Annotated in this window: 23 protein-coding genes, 1 tRNA gene and 1 pseudogene; 15 read left to right on the top strand and 10 right to left on the bottom strand. The window is 65.6% G+C overall.

Going from position 1 to position 23,516, the window contains the following annotated elements; genetic code table 11:
- Positions 1-61: 61 nt before the first annotated feature.
- Both PSV23_RS04790 and PSV23_RS04785 read left to right on the top strand, forming a co-directional pair.
- Complete coding sequence (locus PSV23_RS04790; RefSeq protein ID WP_300466393.1) at positions 62-877, top strand: ferredoxin--NADP reductase; 816 nt, start codon at positions 62-64, stop codon at positions 875-877.
- On the top strand, positions 849-1,193 hold the full coding sequence (locus PSV23_RS04785) for a chorismate mutase (protein ID WP_370461000.1): 345 nt from the start codon (positions 849-851) through the stop codon (positions 1,191-1,193). The genes PSV23_RS04790 and PSV23_RS04785 overlap by 29 nt, the downstream gene beginning before the upstream one ends.
- Here PSV23_RS04785 and PSV23_RS04780 read toward each other — a convergent pair.
- Positions 1,190-1,543, bottom strand: coding sequence for an Hpt domain-containing protein (locus PSV23_RS04780; protein ID WP_300466391.1), 354 nt, complete (start codon positions 1,541-1,543; stop codon positions 1,190-1,192). The two genes, PSV23_RS04785 and PSV23_RS04780, sit on opposite strands and share 4 nt — an antisense overlap.
- Positions 1,543-2,994, bottom strand: coding sequence for an amino acid permease (locus tag PSV23_RS04775; RefSeq protein ID WP_300466389.1), 1,452 nt, complete (start codon positions 2,992-2,994; stop codon positions 1,543-1,545). Before PSV23_RS04775 ends, PSV23_RS04780 begins: the two co-directional genes overlap by 1 nt.
- Before the next feature lie 198 nt (positions 2,995-3,192).
- Here PSV23_RS04775 and PSV23_RS04770 point away from each other — a divergent pair.
- Both PSV23_RS04770 and PSV23_RS04765 read left to right on the top strand, forming a co-directional pair.
- A tRNA-Lys gene (locus PSV23_RS04770) sits at positions 3,193-3,268 on the top strand.
- Between the two features lie 235 nt (positions 3,269-3,503).
- A complete protein-coding gene (locus PSV23_RS04765; RefSeq protein ID WP_300466387.1) occupies positions 3,504-3,740 on the top strand; it encodes a DNA-binding protein in 237 nt (78 codons plus the stop codon).
- A 156-nt stretch (positions 3,741-3,896) separates the two neighbouring features.
- Here the strand turns inward: PSV23_RS04765 and PSV23_RS04760 are convergent, their stop codons facing one another.
- Together PSV23_RS04760 and PSV23_RS17370 are read right to left on the bottom strand one after the other, a co-directional pair.
- Positions 3,897-4,103: a hypothetical protein gene (locus tag PSV23_RS04760; RefSeq protein ID WP_366524211.1), complete on the bottom strand. Its 207-nt coding sequence runs from the start codon at positions 4,101-4,103 to the stop codon at positions 3,897-3,899.
- Positions 4,104-4,200: 97 nt separating this feature from the next.
- Positions 4,201-4,368 (bottom strand): carbonic anhydrase, encoded by a 168-nt coding sequence (locus PSV23_RS17370; RefSeq protein ID WP_366524210.1) that lies wholly within the window; start codon positions 4,366-4,368, stop codon positions 4,201-4,203.
- A 557-nt stretch (positions 4,369-4,925) separates the two neighbouring features.
- Between PSV23_RS17370 and PSV23_RS04755 the strand changes: the two genes are divergently transcribed.
- From PSV23_RS04755 to PSV23_RS04745, 3 genes are all read left to right on the top strand, one after another.
- Positions 4,926-7,058 carry a TonB-dependent receptor gene (locus PSV23_RS04755; RefSeq protein ID WP_300466383.1) on the top strand — a complete coding sequence of 711 codons (2,133 nt, stop codon included), beginning with the start codon at positions 4,926-4,928 and terminating at the stop codon, positions 7,056-7,058.
- 7 nt (positions 7,059-7,065) lie between these two features.
- Positions 7,066-8,109, top strand: a complete 1,044-nt coding sequence (locus PSV23_RS04750) for a PepSY-associated TM helix domain-containing protein (protein WP_300466381.1) — start codon at positions 7,066-7,068, stop codon at positions 8,107-8,109.
- A gap of 1,073 nt (positions 8,110-9,182) precedes the next feature.
- Positions 9,183-9,590, top strand: coding sequence for a pilus assembly protein (locus PSV23_RS04745; protein ID WP_300466379.1), 408 nt, complete (start codon positions 9,183-9,185; stop codon positions 9,588-9,590).
- 234 nt (positions 9,591-9,824) lie between these two features.
- Here the strand turns inward: PSV23_RS04745 and PSV23_RS04740 are convergent.
- The 5 genes and pseudogenes from PSV23_RS04740 to PSV23_RS04720 all read right to left on the bottom strand — a co-directional run.
- Positions 9,825-10,042: pseudogene (locus PSV23_RS04740) on the bottom strand (IS5/IS1182 family transposase); the annotation flags it as partial.
- Between the two features lie 282 nt (positions 10,043-10,324).
- The gene (locus tag PSV23_RS04735) at positions 10,325-10,702 is read right to left on the bottom strand and encodes a PilZ domain-containing protein (RefSeq protein ID WP_300466698.1); all 378 of its coding nucleotides are present in this window, start codon (positions 10,700-10,702) and stop codon (positions 10,325-10,327) included.
- A 114-nt stretch (positions 10,703-10,816) separates the two neighbouring features.
- Entirely contained in the window at positions 10,817-12,850 is a 2,034-nt protein-coding gene (locus PSV23_RS04730) for an ATP-binding protein (protein ID WP_300466377.1), read from the bottom strand.
- A 322-nt stretch (positions 12,851-13,172) separates the two neighbouring features.
- Positions 13,173-13,889 (bottom strand): hypothetical protein, encoded by a 717-nt coding sequence (locus PSV23_RS04725; RefSeq protein WP_300466375.1) that lies wholly within the window; start codon positions 13,887-13,889, stop codon positions 13,173-13,175.
- Positions 13,886-14,389 carry an RNA polymerase sigma factor gene (locus tag PSV23_RS04720; protein WP_300466373.1) on the bottom strand — a complete coding sequence of 168 codons (504 nt, stop codon included), beginning with the start codon at positions 14,387-14,389 and terminating at the stop codon, positions 13,886-13,888. Before PSV23_RS04720 ends, PSV23_RS04725 begins: the two co-directional genes overlap by 4 nt.
- 75 nt (positions 14,390-14,464) lie before the next feature.
- Between PSV23_RS04720 and PSV23_RS04715 the strand changes: the two genes are divergently transcribed.
- The 3 genes from PSV23_RS04715 (at position 14,465) to PSV23_RS04705 (ending at position 17,500) form a co-directional block, all read left to right on the top strand.
- Positions 14,465-15,841, top strand: coding sequence for a S8 family serine peptidase (locus PSV23_RS04715; RefSeq protein WP_300466371.1), 1,377 nt, complete (start codon positions 14,465-14,467; stop codon positions 15,839-15,841).
- A 92-nt stretch (positions 15,842-15,933) separates the two neighbouring features.
- Complete coding sequence (locus tag PSV23_RS04710) at positions 15,934-16,632, top strand: hypothetical protein (RefSeq protein WP_300466369.1); 699 nt, start codon at positions 15,934-15,936, stop codon at positions 16,630-16,632.
- A gap of 106 nt (positions 16,633-16,738) precedes the next feature.
- Positions 16,739-17,500, top strand: coding sequence for a transporter (locus PSV23_RS04705; protein WP_300466367.1), 762 nt, complete (start codon positions 16,739-16,741; stop codon positions 17,498-17,500).
- A gap of 487 nt (positions 17,501-17,987) precedes the next feature.
- Here the strand turns inward: PSV23_RS04705 and PSV23_RS04700 are convergent, their stop codons facing one another.
- On the bottom strand, positions 17,988-18,842 hold the full coding sequence (locus tag PSV23_RS04700) for a ParB/RepB/Spo0J family partition protein (protein ID WP_300466365.1): 855 nt from the start codon (positions 18,840-18,842) through the stop codon (positions 17,988-17,990).
- A gap of 340 nt (positions 18,843-19,182) precedes the next feature.
- On the opposite strand from PSV23_RS04700, the gene PSV23_RS04695 reads away from it, so the two are divergent.
- The 5 genes from PSV23_RS04695 to PSV23_RS04675 all read left to right on the top strand — a co-directional run bounded on the left by PSV23_RS04695 (position 19,183) and on the right by PSV23_RS04675 (position 23,465).
- Entirely contained in the window at positions 19,183-19,776 is a 594-nt protein-coding gene (locus PSV23_RS04695; RefSeq protein ID WP_300466363.1) for a hypothetical protein, read from the top strand.
- Positions 19,777-19,828: 52 nt separating this feature from the next.
- The gene (locus PSV23_RS04690) at positions 19,829-20,944 is read left to right on the top strand and encodes an XRE family transcriptional regulator (RefSeq protein ID WP_300466361.1); all 1,116 of its coding nucleotides are present in this window, start codon (positions 19,829-19,831) and stop codon (positions 20,942-20,944) included.
- 106 nt (positions 20,945-21,050) lie between these two features.
- A complete protein-coding gene (locus PSV23_RS04685) occupies positions 21,051-21,875 on the top strand; it encodes a type IV toxin-antitoxin system AbiEi family antitoxin domain-containing protein (protein WP_300466360.1) in 825 nt (274 codons plus the stop codon).
- Positions 21,862-22,779: a nucleotidyl transferase AbiEii/AbiGii toxin family protein gene (locus PSV23_RS04680; protein ID WP_300466359.1), complete on the top strand. Its 918-nt coding sequence runs from the start codon at positions 21,862-21,864 to the stop codon at positions 22,777-22,779. The genes PSV23_RS04685 and PSV23_RS04680 overlap by 14 nt, the downstream gene beginning before the upstream one ends.
- Positions 22,780-23,204: 425 nt before the next feature.
- Positions 23,205-23,465 (top strand): hypothetical protein, encoded by a 261-nt coding sequence (locus PSV23_RS04675; protein ID WP_300466358.1) that lies wholly within the window; start codon positions 23,205-23,207, stop codon positions 23,463-23,465.
- Positions 23,466-23,516 lie beyond the last annotated feature (51 nt).

Here is a 23,516-nt window from a genome sequence, read left to right as displayed (position 1 = left end):
CATGGATCGCGACATCCGCGCGGCTTCCCCCCCGCCGCCGCACCGCCTAATAAGCCCACAGATGACCGACGCCGCCCTCTCCCCCCCGCCCGCGAAGCCGTCCGCCTTCCACGAACTGGAGGTGCTGTGGGTGCGCCACTGGACCGACCGGCTGTTCAGCTTCGCCATCGCCCGTCCCGGGGACTTCCGTTTCCGCTCGGGCGAGTTCGTCATGCTGGGCCTGCCCGGCGAAGACGGCGGCAAGCCGATCCTGCGCGCCTATTCCATCGCCAGCCCCGGCTGGGACGAGCAGCTGGAATTCCTGTCGATCAAGGTCCCCGACGGTCCCCTGACCTCGCGCCTGCAGAATATTCAGCCGGGCGACACCGTTCTGATGGGCAAGAAGCCGACGGGCACCCTGGTGCTGGACGCCCTGACCGGCGGCGAACGGTTGTGGCTGATCGGGACCGGCACCGGCCTGGCGCCCTGGCTCAGCGTCGTGCGTGACCCCGACACCTACGCCCGCTTCGGCCAGGTGGTGGTCTGCCACACGGTGCGAAACGTCGCCGACCTGACCTACCGCGACTTCCTCACCTCGGGCATCCACGACGACCCCCTGATCGGCGACGAGGCGAAGGCCCAGCTGACCTACTATCCCACCGTCACCCGCGAGCCGTTCGAGACTCCCGGCCGGATCACGGATCGCATCAAGTCCGGCGCCCTGTTCGCTGACCTGGGCCTGCCCGCGGGCTTCTCGCCCGAACGCGACCGGGTCATGCTCTGCGGCTCGATGGCCATGATCAAGGAAACGGCCGAACTGCTCGAAACCTTCGGCATGAGGGAGGGCTCGAACGCCGAGCCGGGCGACTATGTGCTGGAGCGCGCCTTTGTCGGATAGCCTCACGATCGATCCGCGCACCGCGCCGGAAGCCTGCGCCTCCATGGCCGAGGTCCGCCAGGGCGTCGACGCCCTCGACCGCGCCCTGGTCGTTCTTCTGGCCGAGCGCCAGCGCTACATGGACGCCGCCGCCCGCATCAAGCCGGACCGCTCGGTCGTCCACGACGACGCCCGTATCGAGGACGTGGTGCAAAAGGTTCTGGCGGCCGCCGGTCCCGCCGGCCTGTCGCCCGCCATCGCCGAGCCCGTCTGGCGCACCCTGATCGACCGCTGCATCGCCCACGAGTTCGACACCTTCGACCGCACGCGCGGCTAGGCCCGCAACGACCTCAACATCAGCGCGTGCCGGTACGCCGCCACGTCGGCCAGCGCGATCTCCAGCGCATCCCGCACCCGTTCCAGCGGCGCCGCGGCCTCGGCCTTGTCCGCCACCTCCGCCGCCTGACAGGCCCCCGCCAGCGCGCCGGCGCCGATGCCGGCGGCCGCGCCCCTCAGGGTGTGGAGCGCATCCCGCCAGCCCTCGTCCCGCACGTCCAGCATCGGCGACCACAGGGCCGCCTGCTGGGCGAACAGGCCCAGCACCTCATCGCTGATGCCGTCGTCGCCGCCGGTCGTCGCCTCCAGGACGCCGAAGTCGACCGCGCCGGACAGATCGCGCAGGGCCATCAGCCCGCCTGCTCCTCGCCCTTGGCCAGCCGCGAGTTCCGCGACGACCAGACGAAATAGATGACCAGGCCGATCACGTTCCAGATCACGAACCACATCTGGGTCCGGGCCGCGAGACTGAAGAAGAAGACGATGCAGCCGATAATCGTAATGCCGCCCACCAGCCACCACAGCGGCGCCCGGAACAGGCGTGGCCGGTTCGGATCGCGGACCCGCAGCACGATCAGGCAGAGCCCCACCGCGGCGAAGGCCGCCAGCGTCCCGGCGTTGGCCAGCGAGGCCAGCTCATCCAGCCGCATCACGCCCGCCAGCGCCGCCACGACAATGGCGGTGAAGATGGTCACCACCGCCGGCACGCCGCGCACCGACACCCGGGCGAGGCGACGCGGCAGCAGGCCGTCGCGCGCCATGCCCAGGAAGATGCGGCTCTGTCCGAACAGGAAGGCCAGCAGCACGGTCGGCAGGGCGATCACGGCGCTGGCCGCGATCCACTGCGCCGCCGTCCCCTGCCCCATCTCGCGCAGGATCAGGGCCAGAGGCTCGGGGCTTTCGGCGAAGCTGGCCACGGGCCGGGCGCCGATCGCGGCGGCCGCGACCACCAGATACAGCGCCGTGCAGACCACCATCGAGCCGACGATGCCGATGGCCAGGTCGCGCTCGGGCCGCTTGGTCTCCTCGGCCGCCGTCGAGATGGCGTCGAAGCCGTAGAAGGCGAAGAAGATGATGGCCGCCGCCGCCATGACCCCGGTCTGGACGACGGGCTGGCCGGTGATCTGTTCGGCGAACGGCAGGGCCGGCGAACCGAAGCCGTTGGGCATGAAGGGGGTGAAGTTGGCGGCGTCGAACGCCGGCAGGGCGATGGCCACGAAGGCGATCAGGGCCAGGATCTTGATCACCACCAGCACCGCGTTCAGCGTCGCGCTCTCGCGCGTGCCCAGCAGCAGCAGGCCGGTCACCACGGCGATGATGAACACCGCCGGCAGATTGACGATCCCGCCCGCCACATGCGGCCCGACCGTCAGCGCCGTCGGCAGGTCCAGCCCCATGCCGCTCAGGAAGCCGACCGCATAGCCCGACCAGCCCACGGCCACCGCCGAAACGACCAGCGAATATTCCAGGATCAGGCTCCAGCCCACGATCCAGGCGATCAGCTCGCCCAGCACGGCATAGGAATAGGTGTAGGCGCTGCCCGCCGCCGGCATCATGGTCGACAGCTCGGCGTATGCCAGGGCGGCGCAGGCGCAGACCAGACCCGCCAGTCCGAAGCTGATCATCACCGCCGGCCCGGCCAGGCCGGCGCCCACGCCGATCAGGGTCAGGATGCCGGTGCCGACGATGGCTCCGACGCCCAGGGCCATCAGGTGCGGCCAGCTCAGCGTCTTCTTCAGCGCATGCCCGCTGTGCGGGGCCAGCATGGCGTCGATCGAGCGCCGGCGGTTCCAGAAGGCCATGGTGCGTGTTCCCCCGTCGCCGCTCCCCGGCGGCTGATTCAGCGACCCTAGACCGTCCTGCGGCAAAGCGGAACGGACCGCCAGATCCCCTTGCGCGCGAGGACCATTCCCATTAGGTACGCCCCCTCGCCGACACCGGTCCAGACTGGTACGGTCGGGACGGCGCGAGCCTTGCGAGGCTCGCCTGACGAATGGTCCGGGTGATTAGCTCAGTTGGTAGAGCAGCTGACTCTTAATCAGCGGGTCGTAGGTTCGAACCCTACATCACCCACCATCGTCCTTAAGTGAAATCAATAAGTTAGCCGCATCGTAGAGCACGCTTTCGTTCTAGCTTGGCCGTTTAGAACGGTGTTTAGAACGGTGCATTCCGCGGCGTTTTTGAGCCGTGAGTCGCCGGTGACTTCTTCGTGAACAAGCGATCTGACCCGTCACTTCACGGTGCCAGCCCACCGGGTCGCCCGGAAGATCGGCTGGGAGGATGATCCGCTGAACGGAGACGGAGGTTCGCTGTGAGCGGACGTGTTGGTCAGCGGTTTCTAAGGACCCCTCAAGCGGGGGAATATCTCAGCCTCTCAAGTCGAACCCTTGAGAAACACAGAACCTATGGGACTGGACCTGTGTACCGGAAGCTCGGCGGGCGAGTCGTCTACGACCTGGACGATCTCCGCACGTGGGCAGACAGCGGGCTCCGCGCATCAACGTCGGATCCACAGTCTGGTCCGCACCCGGCCTCGCCTCGCGCGTAGCTCCTGTTGCGACCGGGATGCACACCCGACGCAGTCCGACATCACGATCACCATGATCGTTAGGGAGGTTCGGGCCGCACGAGCAGACTGACTCCCTCGTCGGTCGAAGGCCAATCAGTTGTGCTGATGTTGGCGATAACTGCTGCCATAGACTGGTCATACAGTCGGGAGTTCGCCAGTGGCGATATGGAACCGCCAGACCGAGAGCGACAGATGACCGGCCTTTTCGGCATCCCGTATCCAGGGGAAGGTCCGCAGATTGGCCAGCGAATGCCGGAACACGGCGTCCTCCATCGCCGCCTCGAAGCCTTCTCCCGCGCCCTGCTCGGGCATGGGCCACATCACCGGCTCGGCGATGTCCATCCACGGCCCGAAGAAGTCTTGGGCATTGCGAAGGGGGCGTGGATCATGGCGTGGACGCCGTCGCAAACGGCGGGTCCGAGCACGACGATGCGCCGGACTATGGAATCTTGACCGCGAACTCTAGGGCAGCGCTGGTCCCGTGGCAGCCCCAGTCTGGCGCATACTCCGAAACCAGGCCCGCCACGTTGCGGATGACGAATAGGTCGCCGGGCTCGGCGTCGAATATGGTCTGCGGATCGATCCGGGAGTCTGAGCAGGCGATCACAGCCGTCGTGGGGCGCTGACGCCTTCGGGCGAGTAGGGCGTAGCGCTGCGCCTAGGCGGGCCAGACCGTCGCACGAAAGCCGGTAACCCGCCATCAGCGGATCGTCCGGGTGGAGCGTCATGGGGCAGGTCATCAAGGGCTCGAAATCATCCCGATGATCGAGCGCATTCAGGATTCGGGAGCGATAAGCCTCGGCCTTCTCTACAGGTGATCGGTGGCGCCAGGTTGGGCATGACGATCGCACGGCTGAACTGGCGCGCCGTGTATGCGACGACAGAGCGCAGCATTTCCCCGTCCCAAAGATGGACGTGCCAATCATCCGGAGAGCGAATGACAAGACGCTGATGGTGGGTAGGCTACTTAGGCATCTTCTCTTGTTAGCCGATCTTGTCCCGCGCGCCGATATCCGACTGTGAACCGTGGATTCCCCGCCTTCGAGCCTTGGGAGCCGCGCCTCGTCCAGCGTCCATCGTCCATTGAGAATGATAGTGCGATTGACTCGCAAGAAAGCCTGTGGTCAGACCGCCGCTGTCATTAGCCTGCTTCTGAAGTGCTCCATGTCCCCTCGCCTCCTCGCCACCGTCGCCTTTCTGCCGCTACTCTTGGCTGCCGTTCCCGCCAAGGCTCAGGAGGCCGCGAAACTGGACGCCGCAATCCTGGACGAGGTCGTCGTCACCGCTTCCCGGATCGAAACCCCGCGCTCTGCCATCGCCGCCACGGTGGAAATCATCGACTCCGAGGCCATCGTCCAGCAGACGGCTTTGGCCGCCTCGGCGGTCGATACGGTGGCGGCCCTGGTGCCGTCCTTCTCCCCCACCCGGCAGAAGCTGTCGGGCTTCGGCGAGACCCTGCGCGGCCGCTCGCCGCTGTATTTGGTAGATGGCGTGCCCCAGTCGACGCCGCTCCGCGACGACAGCCGTGACGGCTACACCATCGATCCGTTCTTCATTGATCGTGTCGAGGTCATCTTCGGCTCGAACGCCATTCAAGGCATCGGCGCCACCGGCGGCGTGGTCAACTACGTCACCGCCCGCAAACCGGCCGAGGGTGAAGGACTGACCGGCCGGATGTTGACCCAGATGACGACCGATGACGAAATCCAGGGCGACGGCATCGGGGCCAAGATCGCCGCCATTGGTGGTCGCGACTTCGGCGCCTTCGACCTTAGCCTGGGCGCGGCCTTCGAAACGCGCGGGGCGTATTACGACGCCGACGGTCGCCGCATCGGCTTCGACGGCGCCCAGGGCGAGGTGCAGGATTCGCAAGCCCTTTCGCTGTTCGCCCGCGGCGGCTGGGATCTCGGGAACGACCGGCGCCTCGAAGGCTGGATCAACCGTTTCGATCTGGAGGGCGACGGCGACTATGTCACTGTGGCCGGCAACCGGACGACGGGCGTGCCGACCACCGCCGTGCGCGGAAAGGCGCCCGGCGAACAGCCCTCGAACGCCGTGACCTCGGCCGCGATCAGCTATACCGACCGTGACCTGTTCGGCGGCGTGTTCCGGGCCCAGGTCTTCGCCCACGACTATAAGGGCGTCTTCGGTGGCGGCAATTTCGCCGACTTCCAGGACCCCCGCATCGCCCCCGTCGGGACCCTGTTCGATCAGTCGGCGAACAACTCCGAGAAGCTGGGATTCAAGATCGACTGGCAGGGCGAGGTCCCCGGCCTGACCGGCCTCAAGGCCCTGATCGGCGTCGATGGCCTGCGCGACCAGACCTACCAGGAGCTGGTCTTGACAGGCCGCAACTGGGTGCCCGAAACCACCTACGAGAGCCTGTCGCCCTTCCTGCAGCTGAATCAGTCGCTGCTGGCCGACCGGCTCAGCCTGTCCGCCGGCGTTCGGCATGAATCGGCCCGGCTGAAGGTCGACGACTTCACGACCCTGTTCGCCTACGGCCCGCAAACGGTGGGGGGCGGCGATCCGGGTTTCGAGGAGACCCTGTTGAACGTCGGAGCCGCCTTCGAGGTCGCGCCCAGCCTGCTGGCCTACGCCTCCTTCGCGCAAGGCTTCACCATGCCGGACGTCGGACGCGTGCTGCGCGGCATCAACCGGCCCAACCAGGACGTCGACACGTTCCTGAACGTCGAACCGGTGGTGTCGGACAACACTGAGGTCGGCATCGAGTATCGTGGCGCCCGGTTCGAACTGTCCGCCGCCGTGTTCCGGTCCGAGGCCGAGCGCGGCTCGCTGCTGAATCGCCTGCCCTCGGGCATCTTCGAGGTGCAGCGTCAGGCCACGCGGATCGACGGCCTTGAACTGAAGGGTCTGTTGCGAGTCACCAACGCCTTCACCCTCGGCGGCAGCTACGCCGCGCTGGACGGCCAAAGCGACAGCAATGGCGACGGTGAACTGGACCGGGATCTGAACGGCGCCAACATCTCCCCCGACCGTCTGCTGTTGTGGGTCGAGTATGAGGCGGGTCCCGTCGCCCTGCGCCTTCAGGCCCAGACCTTCCTCGAGCGCGACTTCGACGGCGAACTGACCGCCAACGGCTTCGAGGGCTATGAGGTTCTGGACGCGGTGGCGCGTTACGAGGCCGGGTTCGGCACGGTGTCGCTGGGCGTGCAGAACCTGCTGGACGAGCAGTACATCTCCTACTTCTCGGACACCCAGGGGCCGACCGACAACCTGCGCTATTTCGCCGGGCGCGGGCGGACGGCCACGCTGACGTTGACGCGGAGCTTCTGAGCCGGTGATGGGTGCGATCCGCACGCTGCACGCCTGGGCCGGAGTCGCGCTCGCGGTTCTGGCCGTGGTGTTCGGCCTGACCGGATCGCTGCTGGTGTTCGAGGACGACTGGATCCGCGCCACCGTCCCCGCCGCCCGCGCCGAGGTCGATCTCGATCCCGCGCGCCTGGGCGCGGCGCTAAACCGGCTGGAGACGTCCGAACCCGGACTGACCTCAGTGGTCTTGGCGGGTGGAGCGGTTGGAGCGCACCGACTCTATCTGGCCGACGAGGGCTTCGGCTACGCCGACGCCGAGGGGGCCGTGGTCGACCGCTGGCGCGGCGCGGCGCGGGCGGAGACCTGGATTTTCGACCTCCACCACGAACTGCTGGCCGGCCACACCGGCAAGCTGGTCGTGGGCGGCGCCGGTCTGGCTATGGTCCTGATGATCCTGACCGGCCTGATCGTCTGGATCCCCGCCTGGCGCGCATCGGGCTGGCGGGTCTGGCCTCGCTCTGGCGCCCGGCGCGAGCTGATCGGCAGCCACCGCAACCTCGGCTTGATCTTCGCGCTTCCGCTGGTCGTTTTCAGCCTGACCGGCGCGGCCATCGTCTTTCACGGCACGACCCAGGTCCTGCTGGGCGGCGCGCCGACCCCGCCGGCGCCGGTGGTCGGGACGGGCGACGTTGACTGGGTCCGCGCCCTGACGGCGGCGCAGGCCCGCTTCCCGGAGGCTACCTTGCGCATGGCCGGCCGTCCCGCCGCGCCGGGCAAACCGGCCACGATCCGATTGAGGCAGACGGGCGAGTGGCATCCCAACGGCCGAACTACAGCGACCGTAGACCCAGCCACCAGCGAGGTGGTCGCAACCTCTGACGCCAACGCCCTGCCGGCCGGCATTCGCGCCTTCAACGCCTTCTACCCCCTGCATGCCAGTTCGGTCGGGGGCCGGCTCTACGATTGGGTGACGGCCCTCAGCGGCCTGGCCATGGCGGGGCTCGGCGTCGTCGGAGCCTTTGCCTTCCTGATGAAGCCCCGGAGCCGGTCGCGGCAGCCTGCATCGACCTGCTGACCAGCGCGCCGTCTCTCGCCGATGCCGCCCCACAGCTCTGGGGCTCTCCTCGTCATGATCGTCCCTGACGGCCGCGCATGGGCCGAACCTCGAGGAACGGCGGGCCTTCCGCAGCGTTTCGCGGACGGTCCGCGAGCAACCGCGAGCCGCTCGTGCCGGGTCCCGCCGTGAGACGTCGCGATGGGGCCTTTCCGTGATGACGAACGCAGGCTGAACGGGGCCAGCGAAGCGGACATAGTCGGTTGGCCGGACAGTACGACGTCGTCGCGCTCGGCTTGGTCCAACTCGTTGTCACCGTTGAGACCATGGCCGACGGCGGCAACCAGTTCGATCAATGGATGAGCGTGTGGCGCGCGGGCAGCGCGTTCCCTCCATATAGCTGCTTCGGCTGGCTCATCCAGAACGATGTGCGAGAACGCGCGAACACCCAGCATGCCGTAGCGCAAAGGATCGAGCGGGCTGAGCGACATCGCCGCGTCGGTGAGCGCCCGGCCGTTCCGCACCAACCCCAGATCAGATCTCCAATGGACTCTCGCGAGCGTATTAAGGTTTAAATCCGATTTGTCGAGTTTAGTTTTTAAGCGTTAAGTTTGAGCGCGCACAATTGAGCATGGCCCGCAAATTTCTAACAATAGGCTTCGTTCGTAGGTTCACGATCCACACGCGTGGCAACGTCGCCCTCTTGTTCGCCCTCTCATTGCCCCTTATCGTGGGTGCTGGCGGGTTCCTTGTAGTCCCCGTCCTCGCCGTCATGGCGCTCCTGTCACACGATGTCTGGCAGAACGGCCGGGCGACCCAGAAGGCGGCCGCAGCGGTCGATATTGCGGTCGAGTATTATTTCAATGGGGGCACAAGCGATTCCCGAGCCCGCCAAGCGGCCTTAGATGGCTGGCCAGACCGATCACCGGATGCCACCGTCGAGATCTCCCGCAAACTCGGTTGCGGGGGGACCACAACAGTCTCTGAACTATGTCCCGACGGTTCCAAGGCGGAGACCTATGTGACGATTGATGTAGAAGGGTCAACGCAGGGGATGCTGTACAAGCCGACTGTACGACTTAGAAGAAGCGCCCGTGTACGCTGAAACTGTAAGATCATTTTTTAAGAACAGTGATGGGGCCAGTGCTCTTGAATTTGCTATCTGCGCGCCAATACTCTTGGCACTGATTTTTGGTGTCTTCGCTCTGGCTTTTGCGCAGCACTCCCAATCGAGCGTGCGGTTCAGCGTAGAACAGGCCTCGCGCAGCCTTTCCCTCGATCCCTCATTGCCGAAGACTGAAATCGACAGGTTGGTCCGAAACAAACTACCTGAAATCCAGCCCGACGATCTGGACATAGATTTACAGATCACGGCGGAAGGACCGACAGGAAAATTGGGAACGATAACAGCCACGCTGCGTCAGGAAGTTTCTATTCCGATGGTCTTGACGGTGCCCCTGTCTAGTACCGTCCGGATTGAGACGGCGCTGCGACCACTTTGACAGGTCAGGCAGGAGTTTCAGAACTCTCGCCCCAGCCCTCGAACTAATGTAGCGCGCCCCGGTCAAGACACCGACGAGGTCAGCTGGCCTCCAGGCTGACCAGCTCGTGTTCCCAGCGCGTGATCCGGCGCATCTTTGAGGGGCTGCAGTGGGCCTTGATGGTGCAGGGACCCGCTTGCCTGGTCCCAATAGCGATGCAGGGTCTGGCCCTCTTCGACATTGGTCAGCCATCAGCTCGGCCTCGCGCTCTAGTCTAGCCGCCGGCTCAACGAGATTCTGGTTTATGTAGCCGTAGAAATAGGCCTTCAGCAGCACCGCCGGATGATCGCCGGGGTGCCCCGTCGCTTGCGGCATACTCCCCTCAAAGCCCAGTTCTCGCGGATCCCGCTCATCGACAAGACATCGACCACCCGGACTGGGTTTTCCTCGGCCACATAGTCGTCGAGACATTCGGCAACCCGACATCATCCGGTTTACAGTGATCCGCGGCGACGGCGACTGGCGTGTTCTCGGCGATGGACAGGATTCCGGACAGTTCGATTATAGTGTTGACGCCATCGGTCTGCGCTCGTCCGGGCGACAGCGCCGATCGACAGGAACGTGCCGACCGAGGTCTTCGTCCAGGAAGGCCGGCCAGCTCCGCCAGGTCGATCCCGTTGGCAGCGAAGTGCTGCACTGAAAGTCGCCTGCGCCCATAATGTCTGACCCATTTGGGTGACAGCGACGGCCTCGGACTAGTAGCCGTCGTCGTCCGCCGGGGGGCGCCCCGACTGGCGCAACTGCGCCCCGGCGCGACGCAGGGCATCAATCTGCCGCTCGACCGTCTCATCAGGCGTGGCGATCAACCGGACGCCGATTTCATCGCCGCGCTGCCAGGCGACATCCGCCATATGCACGGCACCGGACGGCTGGATCTCGATTCGCATCCGGCCATTCACGGCGATGCGGGAGTTTAGGCGAAGCCGCGCGCCGTCTTCGTGCAGGTCGCGAATGATCGCGTCCACCACTTCGCGCCAAGGACCATGCGTAATCCGGCAGCGCAAAACGCACCGCTCCCGTCGTGCGGAACGACGGTCAGCGTCGGGCCGCGCGGCTTTTGGTTCGGTTCTCATGGAGGTTAGCTTGCCCGAGGGAGCTTTCGAAACCATGAGCGCCACTTGGCTACTCCGGGCTATGGCTCGCGGCATTACCGCGCCGTCAAAACCACCGTCATCCCGCATCCTGCATCAGGATTTATACCGCGTAACAACGCCCTCGCTTTCAATGCTGGCCAACTCAGTGACTGCCTCGAAAGCCTCGCTAATCGCTCCGATCAATGTCGCGGATGTTATCGGTTTGGCGACATGGCCGTTGGCCCCTGCAATCCGCCCAGCCTCGACGTGCTCCGGCAGGGCGTTGGCCGTCAACATCAGGACCGGCACGGGCTGACTATTCTGCGCAACCTCCAGCTCACGGATTCCACGCACAGCTGCCAGCCCGTCGATAACAGGCATCTGCATATCCATAAGAACGAGATCAAACGGCTGGATCCGAAACGCCAAGATCGCCTCGGCGCCGTTGGTTGCCGTAACGACCTCGGCCCCAATCTGTTCAAGGATCAGTTCGACGACCTTGAGGTTCGTTGGATGGTCGTCAGCCACAAGGATACGCAGGCTGCGGTTGATTGTGTCCGCTTCCGCGGGTGCCGCGATTGCCACGTCCATTACAGACGCCTCCAACGGGACGTCCAACCAGAATGATGAACCAAGGCCTGGACGGCTGGTACAGCTCAGGCTCCCTCCGAGCTTTTCTGCGAGTTCCTTGGAGATCGTGAGCCCAAGGCCACTGCCACCGAACCGGCGGGTGATCGATCCGTCAGCCTGCTGAAAACGGGAGAAAACATCGTGGAGGGTTGGATCGAAACCGATCCCGGTATCAGTCACGGCAAATCGGACGACGGCTCCGTCCGGCCGCTGCACCGACAACGCAACCTCACCGATCAGCGTGAACTTCACCGCATTGGAGATCAGGTTAGTCAGGATTTGCCGCACGCGCGCGACATCGCCCACAAACATTCGATCAAGATCGGCATCCAGGTCCAGCCGAAGGGCGATGCCTTTTTCCTCGGCCTTCAATCGTGACAGGGCCACGGTCGCGCGGACCGCATCGCCAAGCTGGAACGGCTCGTGCTCGATGTTCAGCTGCTGAGCTTCGATCCGCGCGATGTCGATAATGTCGGAGAGAAGGTGTTCAAGTGTCGAACCCGAACTGCGGATAATCTCCGCGATCTCCCGATCTTTTGCTCCAAGGTTGGATCTACAGAGCAGATCAGCCATGCCAACCACGCCATTCAGAGGCGTTCGGATTTCGTGGCTCATGTTGGCCAGAAACTCACTCTTGGCCTGGCTTGCCGATTCGGCCGCTGCGCGGGCTTCTTCCAGCTCTCGTGCATGGGAGGAAAGTTCGGCTTCGCGATCCTTGTGTCGCGTAATATCCACTGCGATCGCGACCAGTCCGCCGTGTGACAAGCGCCGGTCCTCGACACGATACCATTGGCCGTCGCACAGCCGCTGTTCATGCGAACCACAGGCTTGGGCGCGCTGCTCAAGACGCTCCCGGATCCAGTCCTCTTCGCGCCCGCGGGCCTCGGGATTGGCTCCGCTGGCGACCGAGCGACGTAATAGCTCCTCGAACGTACGTCCGATTTTTAACGAGGATGAGGCGTCGTCCGAGCCGCCAGCGGTCACATAGTGGGCGTTCCACAAGAGAAGTCGATCGTCGGAATCATAAAGGGCGACGCCGACGGGTAGCGCCTCTATCGCTCCCCTCAGATTGGCAAGGTGGGCGGCGCTAGCGGCGTCGGCCGCCTCAGCGACCCGGACCGCTTGCTTGAGTTTTGCTTCGCGCCTACGCGGGCCAGTGATGTCGCGCGAGGTGACGAGAAGCCGGACCGTCTGGCCAAGCTCGTCAACTACCGGCGAGATGATGTGCGACCACCACCGCTCTCGTCCCCGAACTGTCGGACAGGGGGCAATGAATTCTGGACACTGCCCATCTCGCGCGCGCTTCAGAGCAAGATTGAGTTTGCGGTGCGATTCAGCGGGCCATAGGTCCGCTAGCAACTGTCCCCGATTGCGCTCGAAGTCGGTTATCTCCAGGAGCGCCATACCTCGATCATTCATGTATTCAACCCGGCCCTCGAGGGTCACGATCCGCACCACATCCTGGCTGGCGCGCATGATCGCTAAGAAATAGCCCTTCGACAGAACAGCGTCCTGCATCGCACGCCCCAAACTAGTTGAGCCACGCAAAACTCGTCGCCCTGGCAAACGCTGTAACTAAAAGAGAAGAACGTCGTTTTAACGCCAGGTGTGTTTCACTCCAGATCGGCCCCGCTATACGCGGTTCGGATCGCCAACCTCCCACCGCCAGAGCGATCAGGGGCTGCTAATCAGCGTCAGATGAACTGGCGCATGTCGGGTTCTTGGCCCGTAGCCGAAGGTCTGGTTTGTAGTTTCCTCATGAGTCGCAGACCACCTCGGAGTGAAAGTTCGGTTGGCGCGGCCCGGTCATGCTAAAGCCCCCGCTGCAGCACGAGCGCAACTAGCGAAATCCGGCATCCCGCGCCTGCAACTCTTCGGTCGCCGTCGCTGTATCCTCTCCCATGAGATCGTCTACGGCCACCAAAACTGGCGTCGGCATGTCGGACCCGGCCATCCTTAGCTCTCCAACAGCACTGTGGGAGGGGACCAAGGCCTCGATCATCCATGCTTCATTTTTCCTACACGCCAAGCCGGCCAGGGCCTTGGCTGCATCTTGAAAAGTGCGACACCAGCGGGCTTCATGGTCCTTGAATGTCAGGCCGACCGATAAACCCGAAGTGTCCTGTCCGTCAGCGTTCAGACGTGCATCCAACACCTCAACCAGGGCGACGTCGGCGATCCGCCCCTGGGCATCGACCAGACCCGCGGGTCGATTCATTATGCCAGGCGCGACCATGACGCCCGCCGCGAACCCGGCTGCCGCCAGAGCCGCTCCGGCGGCGATTGTTTGTGGTCTAAGCCATTCGGGCCAGCCGCACAGGCCGAATTTTCCACGTGTGATTGGCGCTCTCGCGATGCATTGCGCCAGCGCGGCATCGCGGGGATCAACCATGACTGGGAAAGCGTCGCGCATGGCGACGGTGGTCATCCGCAAGGAAGCCAGCCGCTCGGCCACTCTCGCGTGGGTTCGGGCGGCCGCATCCACCGCCGCAGCGGTCGCTGCGTCCAACTCGCCATCGATGCGGCGCATCAAGATTTCGTCGTTGAACCCGGTCATGTTGACACTCCTTGGCGTTCCAGCGTCTCCACCAGAGACTGGCGGCCCCGCACGAGGCGACTCGTCAAAGTGCCTACTGGAACGCCCATTACCCCGGCCGCCTCGGCATAGGACAAGCCGTCCACGAGGACGAGAGCCACGGCCAGCCGCTGATCCTCCGGGAGCGCGTGGATAGCGTTGCGCGCGGCCAGGGCATCGACCCTCAACGCCTCGTCCGCCTGTCCGACGTCCGCTACCAGAACGGTGTAGTCATTCTCGGGCGTCATCACGCGGTTCCAACGCCTGCGCGCCCGATTCTTGTCGATGAAGAGGCGCTTCATGATTGTGTAGGTCCAGCTGTCGAGGCGCGTTCCGGGTATCCAAGCGTGGCGGCGACTGAGCGCTCGCTCAACGGTTTCCTGCACCAGGTCCTGGGCATCGGCGTCGGACCTGACGAGCGCGCACGCGAACCGCCGCAACCTCGGAAGCAGCGCCACCAACTCACTTTGAAACTCTTCCAATGCGCGTTCCTGATCATAAAGGATTAAACGCCCTAGGCTGGACGTTTAATCCCTGACTGTGGAGGTTTGTGCGCGATGACCAAAACGAGGACAAGCATCGGCCGGTGGATGGTCATCGGCTTGGCTTTTTTTGCCATGCCTGAAGTCGCAGTGGCCCAAGGCCGCCCCGGCGGTTCGCCGCGACCGGACGCGGCGATTCAAATGCGCCCCTTGGTCCCGCCCGCGCCGGGCGTGGCCGGGCCGCAATCCCGTCCCAGCGCCATTCCCCAGCTGCCGAGCGTGCCTGTCACGCCCGAAGCGGCGGCTGGGCGGATGAGTCATGCGGGGCAGGCCCAAGGTGTGGCCGACGCCGTGCTTCAGGCCCCCGCTCGTTCCCGGGCCCAGATCCAGCGGTCGAACGGCATCCTTCAGGCCGACCCCTTTGGCTGGCCGGTGGTCTCGGGCGAGATCGTTGCGATCGGCCTGTCGGACCGAGCCCGCGCGGAAGCGCTCGGGCTTGGCTATCACCTCATTCGCGAGGAGAGCCTTCCGGATCTGGAGATGGATGTCCTGGTTTTTTCTCCGCCCGCCGGCCAGCAACTAAGCGACGCGGTCGAGCGGCTGGCTCGGCTCGACCCCCAGGCAGATATTGGGTTCAATCATGTCTATTCTCCCGCAGGTGCGGTCTCGATGGCTCCGTCCCCGGTGATCGCGCCTCAGCGGGTCGGATCTTCCGTTCGGCTGGGCCTGATCGACACTGGCGTCGCCGCCCATCCTGCTCTGGCCGGGTCGGATATCACGCAGCAGGGGTTCGCCGGGCCGGTACATCCAGGGGCCCATGGCACGGCCGTCGCCTCGCTGATGGTCGGAGAGGCTGGCTTCTTTTCGGGCACCGCGCCTGGCGCAGGCCTGTTGGTCGCGGACGTCTATGGCGGCTCGGCGGCGGGCGGGTCCTCGACTGCCTTGGCCCGCGCGCTGGCCTGGATGTCGAGCCAGCGGATCAGAGTGGTCAACGTCAGCCTGGTGGGCCCGCGCAATCCAGTGGTCGCACGCGCCGTCGCGCAGGCGCAGGCGAGAGGCATGACGATCGTGGCGGCTGTGGGCAACGACGGCCCGGCTGCGCCGCCGCTTTACCCGGCCGCCTATGAAGGCGTGATCGGGGTATCAGCCGTCAACGGACGCGGGCGGCCTCTGCCCGAGACCGGGCGCGGGCCCCAGGTCGATTTCTCGGCTCCCGGCGCAGACATTGCCGCGGCGAGTGTGTCTGGGGGCTATGTCACCGTGCGGGGTTCGTCGTTCGCCGCGCCGCTCGTTGCGGGGTTGATCGCTCGCCACGGCGAAACCAACGTGGCGCGCCACGCCCGCGACATGGGCGCTCCCGGGCGAGACGACATCTACGGTCGGGGCCTTGTTGGCAACGATATGACTGTCGCGCCTCGCGCCGTGGGCGCGCATGGCGCGTTGCGTCGCTGATTTTTTTGAAAAATCGGGGATGGATCGCGCGTGCCCGAGCGTTGGGTTCTGGTGAGGCGGCATCGTCCGCCACCAGCCAAGGATTTTGCACCATGAATACGCGCTTGATGTTTGCGACGGTCGCCGTGGCCACCCTGTTCGCCGGAGCCGCTGCGGCTCAGGGCCGTCCCGGCGGCGCCCCGATCCTGCCGCCCCAGGCCGTCCGGCCGACGCTGCCGGTGACCGCCCCCCCCTCCATGCGCCCGCCGATGATCGCGCCGCCGTCGAACGCCGCCGCGTCCTCCAATGTCGGCGCAGGCATCAGCGGCACCGCTCGCTCCACCCGCAGCGGTGAGGCCGTGCGCACCGAAGCGCGCGCGCTTCGCTCGGCAACGGCGGGAAGCAACGCCAATGCCTCCGCCAACGCCAATGCAAACGCAGGCTTCACCGGCGAAACCAGCGATGACGACGGCGTGACGGAGGGTTCAACTTCGACCGGCGCCCAGGGCTCCGTCGACACCCGCACCGACGCCCGATCGCGCAGGCAGGGCGCCGACCGCGCCGATGACCGCGGAGTTGAGCGTTCGAACGACAACGCCGGCCTGCGGACGGACGCTGTATCCGATGCGACTGTTTCCAGTCGCGACGCCCGCGCCGTAACGGCGGAGCTGAACCGTCTTAGCGCCGAGGGAAGCGCCGCGACAGGCGTGGAAGCGCGGACCAATGCCCGCGCCAACCGGCAGGAACCCGCCCGCGCCAACGCCCAGGGCAGGGAAAACGCCGACCAGAACTCCGGCCTTCGTGACGACTAGGACTTAAGGGTCCGGAAACACCATGCCCCCGATGCTTCGGCACCGGGGGCTGCTTTTTGAACCGCGTTCCCGAGACCGGGTTTTCGCTGCACTTTATGGAATGTGAATGTCTAAATTCTGCCTGTTCGGCGCGGCCTGTGTGGCCGCCCTCGCCGTCCCCGGCCTGGCCTCTGCGCAGGTCGTCTGGGAAGGCACAGCCGGTGTCGATTACTCTTCGGGCAAATATGGCGGTTCGCAGGACACACACGTGCTCTATGCCCCGTTGGGACTGCGGGCCCAGGCCAACCGCTGGAGGGTCGAGCTTGCCGTTCCTTACGTCAACATCCGCGGACCGGAAGGCTCGGTAGGCGGGGGAGTGGTCGTGCCCGGCGATGGCGCAGTGTCCTCACGATCCGGACTGGGCGACGTCACCCTGTCCGCTGCCTATCAGCTCATGCCAGCAGGCGGTCAGGGGTTGAGCCTTGAAGTCGGCGGGACAGTGAAATTCCCGACAGCCGATGAGGATCTCGGCACCGGGGAGAGCGACTACAACCTTCTTGTGTCTGCCCAATTGCCGTTGGCGGACCGGTTCCGCCTCACGGGCAGCGTCGGCTATTCCTGGCTTGGCGACCCGGACCTCTACGAACTTGAAGACGGTGTTACCGCCTCGTTAGGCGCGATCTATGACGTGTCAGCCACGTCAAGCCTCGGCCTGATGGGAAGCTACCGCGCCGAATATTTCGCCGGGCTCGGCGAGCAGACCCAGCTCAATCCCTTTGTCAGCTTCCGCTCAGCCTCCGGCTGGTCCGCAACAGCCTACGGGACGGTGGGTCTTTCCGACGCCGCTCCGGACTACGGCGCGGGCCTTCAGTTGGGCCGTACGTTCTAGGCGGTATGGGCATTTGTCGGGATCCACAGTGGTTTGGATGCGACGAAACCGAGGAAGTGTCGGGGATGTTGTTCAACGGTTCGGGTTTCTTGAAATGGGGGTTGGGGGGCCTACCGTGAGGACAGTTCGGAACAGGGGACCCAGTCTGGGACTGCAAGTCGGCCGTCACCTCTCACGCCGCCGGCCCCGGACGGCGGCGGGGTTAGCCACGTCGATGTTTCGAAAGGTCAGCTCCACCTCTGCGCCTTTCTGGCGCCGAAGGAAGGATGCAAGGGACGCGTATTTGGCAATCGTCGTGTTTTTCCTCTCCCATCACCGCCGGTCAAGCGAGACTCGCCCGGACGCCCTGGGTCGGTGTAGGATTATCGACGGCGGGTTCCGGGAACGATAGGCGCCGATCAAGAGCCAGGGGACGTGCAAACGTCGGCAGCGATCGGCGACGAAACGCCGGGCTTCCTCACAGAAGTTCCTGGCCCGCCCCCTTCGCTCATCCCGGCTCGACCAATCCCTGTCGTACGCCGGAAGCGACAGCCTCGATCCGGGTTCTGACCCTGAGCTTGGAGCAGACCTTCTCAAGATCACGCAGGACTCCGCCGCCCTCGGCCTCATAGGCCTCGACACCGACGAAGCGGACCCGCCGGTCATCGACGCGAACCTTGGCCTCGGTCATGGCGCGACGGATGACGTAGGCCGGGGTATGGGGACCGATCTGCTCCAGCACCTGCCGCTGCCGGTCCCGATCCTCGCTGACGCAGAAGGCGGTCAGCTGGTCGAGCGCCAGCGTCCCCGCCCGATAAGCCGCCATCAACTCCGGCGCCGCCGCCCCCAGCCGCAGCCGTTGGCGCACCACATGGGCGGACACCCCGAACCGGGCGCCGATCTCCTCCGGTCCATAGCCCTTCTCCTCGGCCAGCCGCCGGAAGGCCTCGAACTGGTCGGCGGGGTGCATCGCCTCGCGGGTGATGTTCTCGTCGAGGCTGATCTCATGGGGGTCGTTCTCGGCGTCCACGATCACCCGGACCGGATGGGTCCGCTTGATCGCCTTGCGCTTGGCGAGCAGTCGAAGCCCCTGACGCCGCCCTTCCCCGATGCTGACGAGGTAGTTCCCGGTCGGGGCGCCCTCCCCGTCCCGCTCGATCTCGACCACGGGCGGCTGCAACACCCCCTTGGCCTTGATGGAGGCCGCGAAGGCCTCGATGATCGCCGGGCTGTGCGGGGTCTTCCTCGCATTCTTCGGCGACGCCTTGAGCCGGTTGAGCGGCACGGTGATTTCCGCGCCGTGCGGCGGCGTGGTCGCCTCCGTCGCCTCAATCGCGACGGTCTGGATGGATTGAGCAGTCACGTCTGCCTCCTTTGGGCATGGGTTGCAGGCACGCGAACTGCGCGCCTGAAACCCTGCCCCTCGGCGAGAGCGGGGTAGCAAAGGCCAGGGCGGACCGGCCGGAGGGGGATCGCCCGGCCTGCACAAGCCTGACGGCAATGACGATGATGATGATCATGACCGGCGCGGAAGGTCGGGGAGACCGGCCGGTCCGGCGGCGGAGCCGCTTCACCCTGGCCTGCGCGAGGGCGGAGCCCTTAGCGCTTCCTTGTTTACAAAATCGTCCCCAGCTTACTTTCTCCGAGTTAGTTGACGAATCATCGAGTTTGCCCATTATGGTCTGGCAGGCTTGGAGCTCCGCATGACCCCTTGGGAACATCACACCGCCCTCACCCGCGATCGTCTGATCACGATCGGGAAACTGATCGAGCGCGGCCGCAACGACGCCCTGGATCGCTTCGACGCGAGCGCGGGCTGCACGGGATGGACCCTCGGCTGCGAGGCCTTCGCCTTCCAGAAGCACCAGATCGAAGCGACGGCGCCCGACGTCGACTGGCTGGAGATCCTGAATCCGACGATGCAGTTCGTGTTCAGCGTGGGCGGCGTGCCGATCCGCTTCTATCGCGGCGAGCCGGACGATCCGAACGCGCGGACCCTGAAGCAGACCTTCTCGGAACTTCAGCAGCTGAGCCTGTTCGGCGCCGATGAACTGGTCAAACTGACCTCCGAGCCCCTGTACCGGTTCGCGATCGAGACCGATCTGGACGGCGCGATCACGGCCGTGACCTTCGTGGTGCTGGCGGGCGATACGCCGGTGCTGACCTGGCAGGTGCCGCTGGACGAGCCGGTGACCAAGGTGTCGCCGCTCTGGGTCGCGGGCAGCGAGGGCGTCGATCTGCCTGCCCCCGCCGTCGGAATCGCGGCAAGGAAGCAGAAAGACGGGACGACCGAATGATCGGCCGCTCCGCACGGATCTGGGTGGGGGGCGGTCGCTAAACCGGCCAGTCATGGAAACGAACTCGAAAATCGCGGGCGAGCAACTCCGGCTCGCCCGGCTGGCGCATGGCTATTCGCTCGAGGAGGTCGGCGAGCTGATCGGGGCGACCCGTCAGTTCATCCACCAGCTCGAGACCGGCTCGCGGTCGCCCTCGGACGAAGTGGTGGACGCCCTGGCCGATGTGCTGGGCGTCACGCCGGCGTTTCTGGCGCAACCGATCCCATCGACGGTGCGGCCGGAACAGTGTCATTTCCGCGGGCACATCACCCGGCCAGCCTCGATCACGAGCCAGGTCCTCGCCCGGGGAACGCTGCTCGATAAATTCGTCGCGGCCATCGAAGTCCACCTGGAACTTCCGGCCGTGTCGTTCCCCGATCTGCCGGCGGCCACGGCCGAGGAGATCGAACAGGCGGCCGAAGAGGCCCGTCGATATTGGGGGCTCGGAACGACGGGTCCGATCACCAGCATGATGCGGGTGGTCGAGAACGCCGGCGCCGTCGTCACCTATTTCGGCGACCTGTCGGATCGGGTGGACGCCTTCTCGATGGATCGGCGCCGGCCGATCATCGTTCGCAGCTCTCTCAAGGAGAGCCTGTGTCGGCAACGGTTCGACTTCGCCCACGAGTGCGGCCATCTGATCATGCATCGGGGCATGCAGACGGGAGATCGCGCGACCGAAGACCAGGCCCACCGTTTCGCGAGCGCCTTCCTGTTTCCGCGTGGGGCTGTCCTGCGGGAATTCCCGCGAGGGCGTGCGATCAATTGGCGCGCGCTGTTCGAGCTCAAACTCAGGTGGAAGATGTCCGTCCGCGCGCTGGTTCGGCGGGGCTATGACCTGGGTCTGTTGACCCCGGCCCAGTACCGCACCGCCAACATCCATCTGGTGAAGACAGGACAGGCCAAGGTCGAGACCTATGACGCGGACGGCGCCTTGCCGGTCGAACAGCCTGAGCTGCTGCCGTCGGCGCTCTCGGCGCTGGAGGACGCGGTGATCGGGGGCGCCGGGGGAATCGGGCGCGAGATCGGTCTGGCTCCGGCCATGCTCGAACTGATCACCGGCTCCAGCTTCCCGGAACCTGCGCCGTCGATCGACGATCCGAAGGTCGTCCGCCTCAGACCCGTGTAGGGTTGGTTTGACAGTGCGTGAGTTTGATCACTCACAGTGCTCAAACGGCGGCTCTGTAAAAGATCATATTTGACATTTCGTCACTTTGCGCACCATAAGTGCTCAAATGCTAGGAAAGCTAAACAAGCTGGAGCGGCTGTTGCCGGAGGGGCTGGTGGTGGACTCCACCTGGCTCAACGAGCACGGCTACTATAATTCGCTCCGCGCCAAATACGTCGCCGCCGGCTGGCTCGAGCAGCCCGCGCGCCGCGTCTATCGCCGCCCGCGCGGCACGCTGGACTGGCAGCTGGTCGTGCTGTCGCTGCAGACATTGCTGGACTACCAGCTGGTGGTGGGGGGCCGCACCGCCCTCGAACTCCAAGGGTTCGGCCATTACCTGAACCGCGAGGTCCAGGAGGTTCATCTGTACGGCCTGACCCGGCCGCCGACCTGGCTGAACGACCTCAAGCTCGGCGTCGCCTTCCTTTATCACAACCCGGCCAGGCTGTTTGGCCATGCCGCCAGGTTCGGGCTCCGGGGCCGGGAGCCTTCCGGGCCCGCCGATCCCTTCGCCTGGGGCCAGGCCGGCGTGGCCGAGATGCCCATAGGGCATTGGAAATGGCCGATGCTCGTCTCGACGCCCGAACGGGCCCTTCTCGAACTGCTCGACGAACTCCCCGACCGGGAGACGTTCGATCAGGTCGACGCGCTGGTGGAGGGTCTGGCCAATCTCAGCCCGCGTCGCCTGCAACTGCTCCTCGACGACTGCCGGAGTATCAAGGTCAAACGCCTGTTCTTCTTCTTCGCCGACCGTCACGGCCATGGGTGGCTGAAGCGGTTGGACCGGAGCTCGATCGACCTCGGCAGCGGCAACCGCATGCTGGCCAAGGGCGGGCGGCTCGATCCGACCTACCGCATCACCGTGCCGGAGGACTTCAATGCCGTTCGGTGATCTCTACGAACGCCAGGTCCGGTTGTTGATCCGCACCCTGCCGTTCGTGCTGGTCGAGACCGAATTCGCCCTGAAGGGCGGCACGGCCATCAATCTGTTCGTCCGCGACCTGCCGCGCCTCTCGGTCGATATCGATCTGACCTATCTGCCGGTCCGCGAACGGGCCGAGTCCCTGGCCGCGATCGACGCCGGACTGAGGCGGATCGCGGCCGCCATGGCCGCCAGACTGCCCGGTGTCCTAGTGACGCCGGGCCAGGCGCGGCCCGAAGGCACGATCGACAAACTTCTCGTCGCCGCCGACGGAGTCCAGATCAAGATCGAGGTCACGCCCGTATTGCGCGGCACGGTGTTCGCTCCTGAACTGCGGGGCGTCGCGCCGGCCGTGGAAGACCGGTTCGGCTTCGCCGAAGCCCGGATGGTGTCCCACCCCGACCTCTATGCGGGCAAGATCGCCGCCGCCCTGGATCGCCAGCATCCGCGCGACCTGTTCGACGTGCGCGACCTGCTGGCCAATGAAGGCGTGGACGATCTAATGCGCCAGGCGTTCATCGCCTATCTGATCAGCCACCCTCGCCCGATGGCCGAAGTGCTGCGCCCGCGCCGAAAGGACATCGCCGAGGAGTTTCGGCGGGGCTTCGTCGGCATGACGCAAGAGCCGGTCAGCCTCGACGGCCTGCTCGCCGCGCGCGAAGCCCTGATCGCGATCATCGTCGATGCGATGCCGATCGCGCACCGGGAATTCCTGATCGGCTTCAAAAGCGGCGAGCCGGATTGGGATCTCATCGGCCTGCCCGGCATCGCCGACCTGCCGGCCGTGCGCTGGAAGCAGCGAAACCTGGATCAGCTCGCGCCCGACCGGCGTGACCGCCTGGTGGAAGGCCTGCGCGCCGTCTGGCCGTCATGAAGCGGCGGGGAGTGGTCGCCTGGCTCCCCTCGCTCACTGCGGCGGCCTGGTTCGCCATAGACAAACTCCTCCCCGACCTTCTCCCGCCGGTTCCTCGACCCTGGGCCTCGGCGATCGTCGCCCTGTCCGTCCTCTTGGCGGCGGTGGCGCTGGGCGTTCAGGCCCTCCACCGCGTTCGGGCGCGCGTCCCGGGTCCGTGGACGGCGAGACCGATCTAGTCGATCCTGCGGTGGCTCCGGGAACGACCCCGCGTTTCCATTCTCACGGCGGCGGCGTCGGCGGAGTTCGGCGTTTCGACGCTCGACCAATTCCGGATCAGGCTGACCCTCCACCGCAGTGTTGAACGGGCGACGGCGTCGTGCCTGATCGACTTCGAGCAGGCCGTCCTGACGCTGATTCAGGACGACCGGCAGGGCCAACGGCGCTTGCGGTTGGTTCCCGTCGAGGCGGGCGGGTTCCTGGCCCTGCCGCTGGCGCCGCGGCGCTCGGACTCGGTGCTGATCGACTTCGTTCCGACGACCCTTCCCCTGCCGAGCGCTCGCGCGCCCGACCTGCACAAACCCTTCGCGCTCGAGCTGAGATCGGTTCACGCCGAGATTCAGACGCGCCGCCCGATCTCGGGGCGGCTGCCGATAGCCGCACTGGTGATCGCCGCTCCGCAGCTGCCTGCCGCCGTCGCTGGCTGATAGGGCCAAGAGGCGCGACACACGGCGCGTCGCCAAAGGCCGACTCGACGT

Source organism: Brevundimonas sp. (assembly GCF_029946145.1).
Lineage (GTDB): Bacteria > Pseudomonadota > Alphaproteobacteria > Caulobacterales > Caulobacteraceae > Brevundimonas.
The sequence above is the reverse complement of the archived record's forward strand: the minus strand, read 5'-3'. Positions and strand labels throughout refer to the sequence as shown.

Bases quoted from the DNA above. Each gene is read 5' to 3' on its own strand.
- PSV23_RS04790 (WP_300466393.1), top strand. From the start codon at position 62: ATGACCGACGCCGCCCTCTCCCCCCCGCCCGCGAAGCCGTCCGCCTTC.
- PSV23_RS04785 (WP_370461000.1), top strand. From the start codon at position 849: ATGTGCTGGAGCGCGCCTTTGTCGGATAGCCTCACGATCGATCCGCGC.
- PSV23_RS04780 (WP_300466391.1), bottom strand. From the start codon at position 1,543: ATGGCCCTGCGCGATCTGTCCGGCGCGGTCGACTTCGGCGTCCTGGAG.
- PSV23_RS04775 (WP_300466389.1), bottom strand. From the start codon at position 2,994: ATGGCCTTCTGGAACCGCCGGCGCTCGATCGACGCCATGCTGGCCCCG.
- PSV23_RS04760 (WP_366524211.1), bottom strand. From the start codon at position 4,103: ATGGACATCGCCGAGCCGGTGATGTGGCCCATGCCCGAGCAGGGCGCG.
- PSV23_RS04755 (WP_300466383.1), top strand. From the start codon at position 4,926: ATGTCCCCTCGCCTCCTCGCCACCGTCGCCTTTCTGCCGCTACTCTTG.
- PSV23_RS04750 (WP_300466381.1), top strand. From the start codon at position 7,066: ATGGGTGCGATCCGCACGCTGCACGCCTGGGCCGGAGTCGCGCTCGCG.
- PSV23_RS04735 (WP_300466698.1), bottom strand. From the start codon at position 10,702: ATGAGAACCGAACCAAAAGCCGCGCGGCCCGACGCTGACCGTCGTTCC.
- PSV23_RS04730 (WP_300466377.1), bottom strand. From the start codon at position 12,850: ATGCAGGACGCTGTTCTGTCGAAGGGCTATTTCTTAGCGATCATGCGC.
- PSV23_RS04725 (WP_300466375.1), bottom strand. From the start codon at position 13,889: ATGACCGGGTTCAACGACGAAATCTTGATGCGCCGCATCGATGGCGAG.
- PSV23_RS04715 (WP_300466371.1), top strand. From the start codon at position 14,465: ATGACCAAAACGAGGACAAGCATCGGCCGGTGGATGGTCATCGGCTTG.
- PSV23_RS04710 (WP_300466369.1), top strand. From the start codon at position 15,934: ATGAATACGCGCTTGATGTTTGCGACGGTCGCCGTGGCCACCCTGTTC.
- PSV23_RS04705 (WP_300466367.1), top strand. From the start codon at position 16,739: ATGTCTAAATTCTGCCTGTTCGGCGCGGCCTGTGTGGCCGCCCTCGCC.
- PSV23_RS04695 (WP_300466363.1), top strand. From the start codon at position 19,183: ATGACCCCTTGGGAACATCACACCGCCCTCACCCGCGATCGTCTGATC.
- PSV23_RS04690 (WP_300466361.1), top strand. From the start codon at position 19,829: ATGGAAACGAACTCGAAAATCGCGGGCGAGCAACTCCGGCTCGCCCGG.
- PSV23_RS04685 (WP_300466360.1), top strand. From the start codon at position 21,051: ATGCTAGGAAAGCTAAACAAGCTGGAGCGGCTGTTGCCGGAGGGGCTG.
- PSV23_RS04680 (WP_300466359.1), top strand. From the start codon at position 21,862: ATGCCGTTCGGTGATCTCTACGAACGCCAGGTCCGGTTGTTGATCCGC.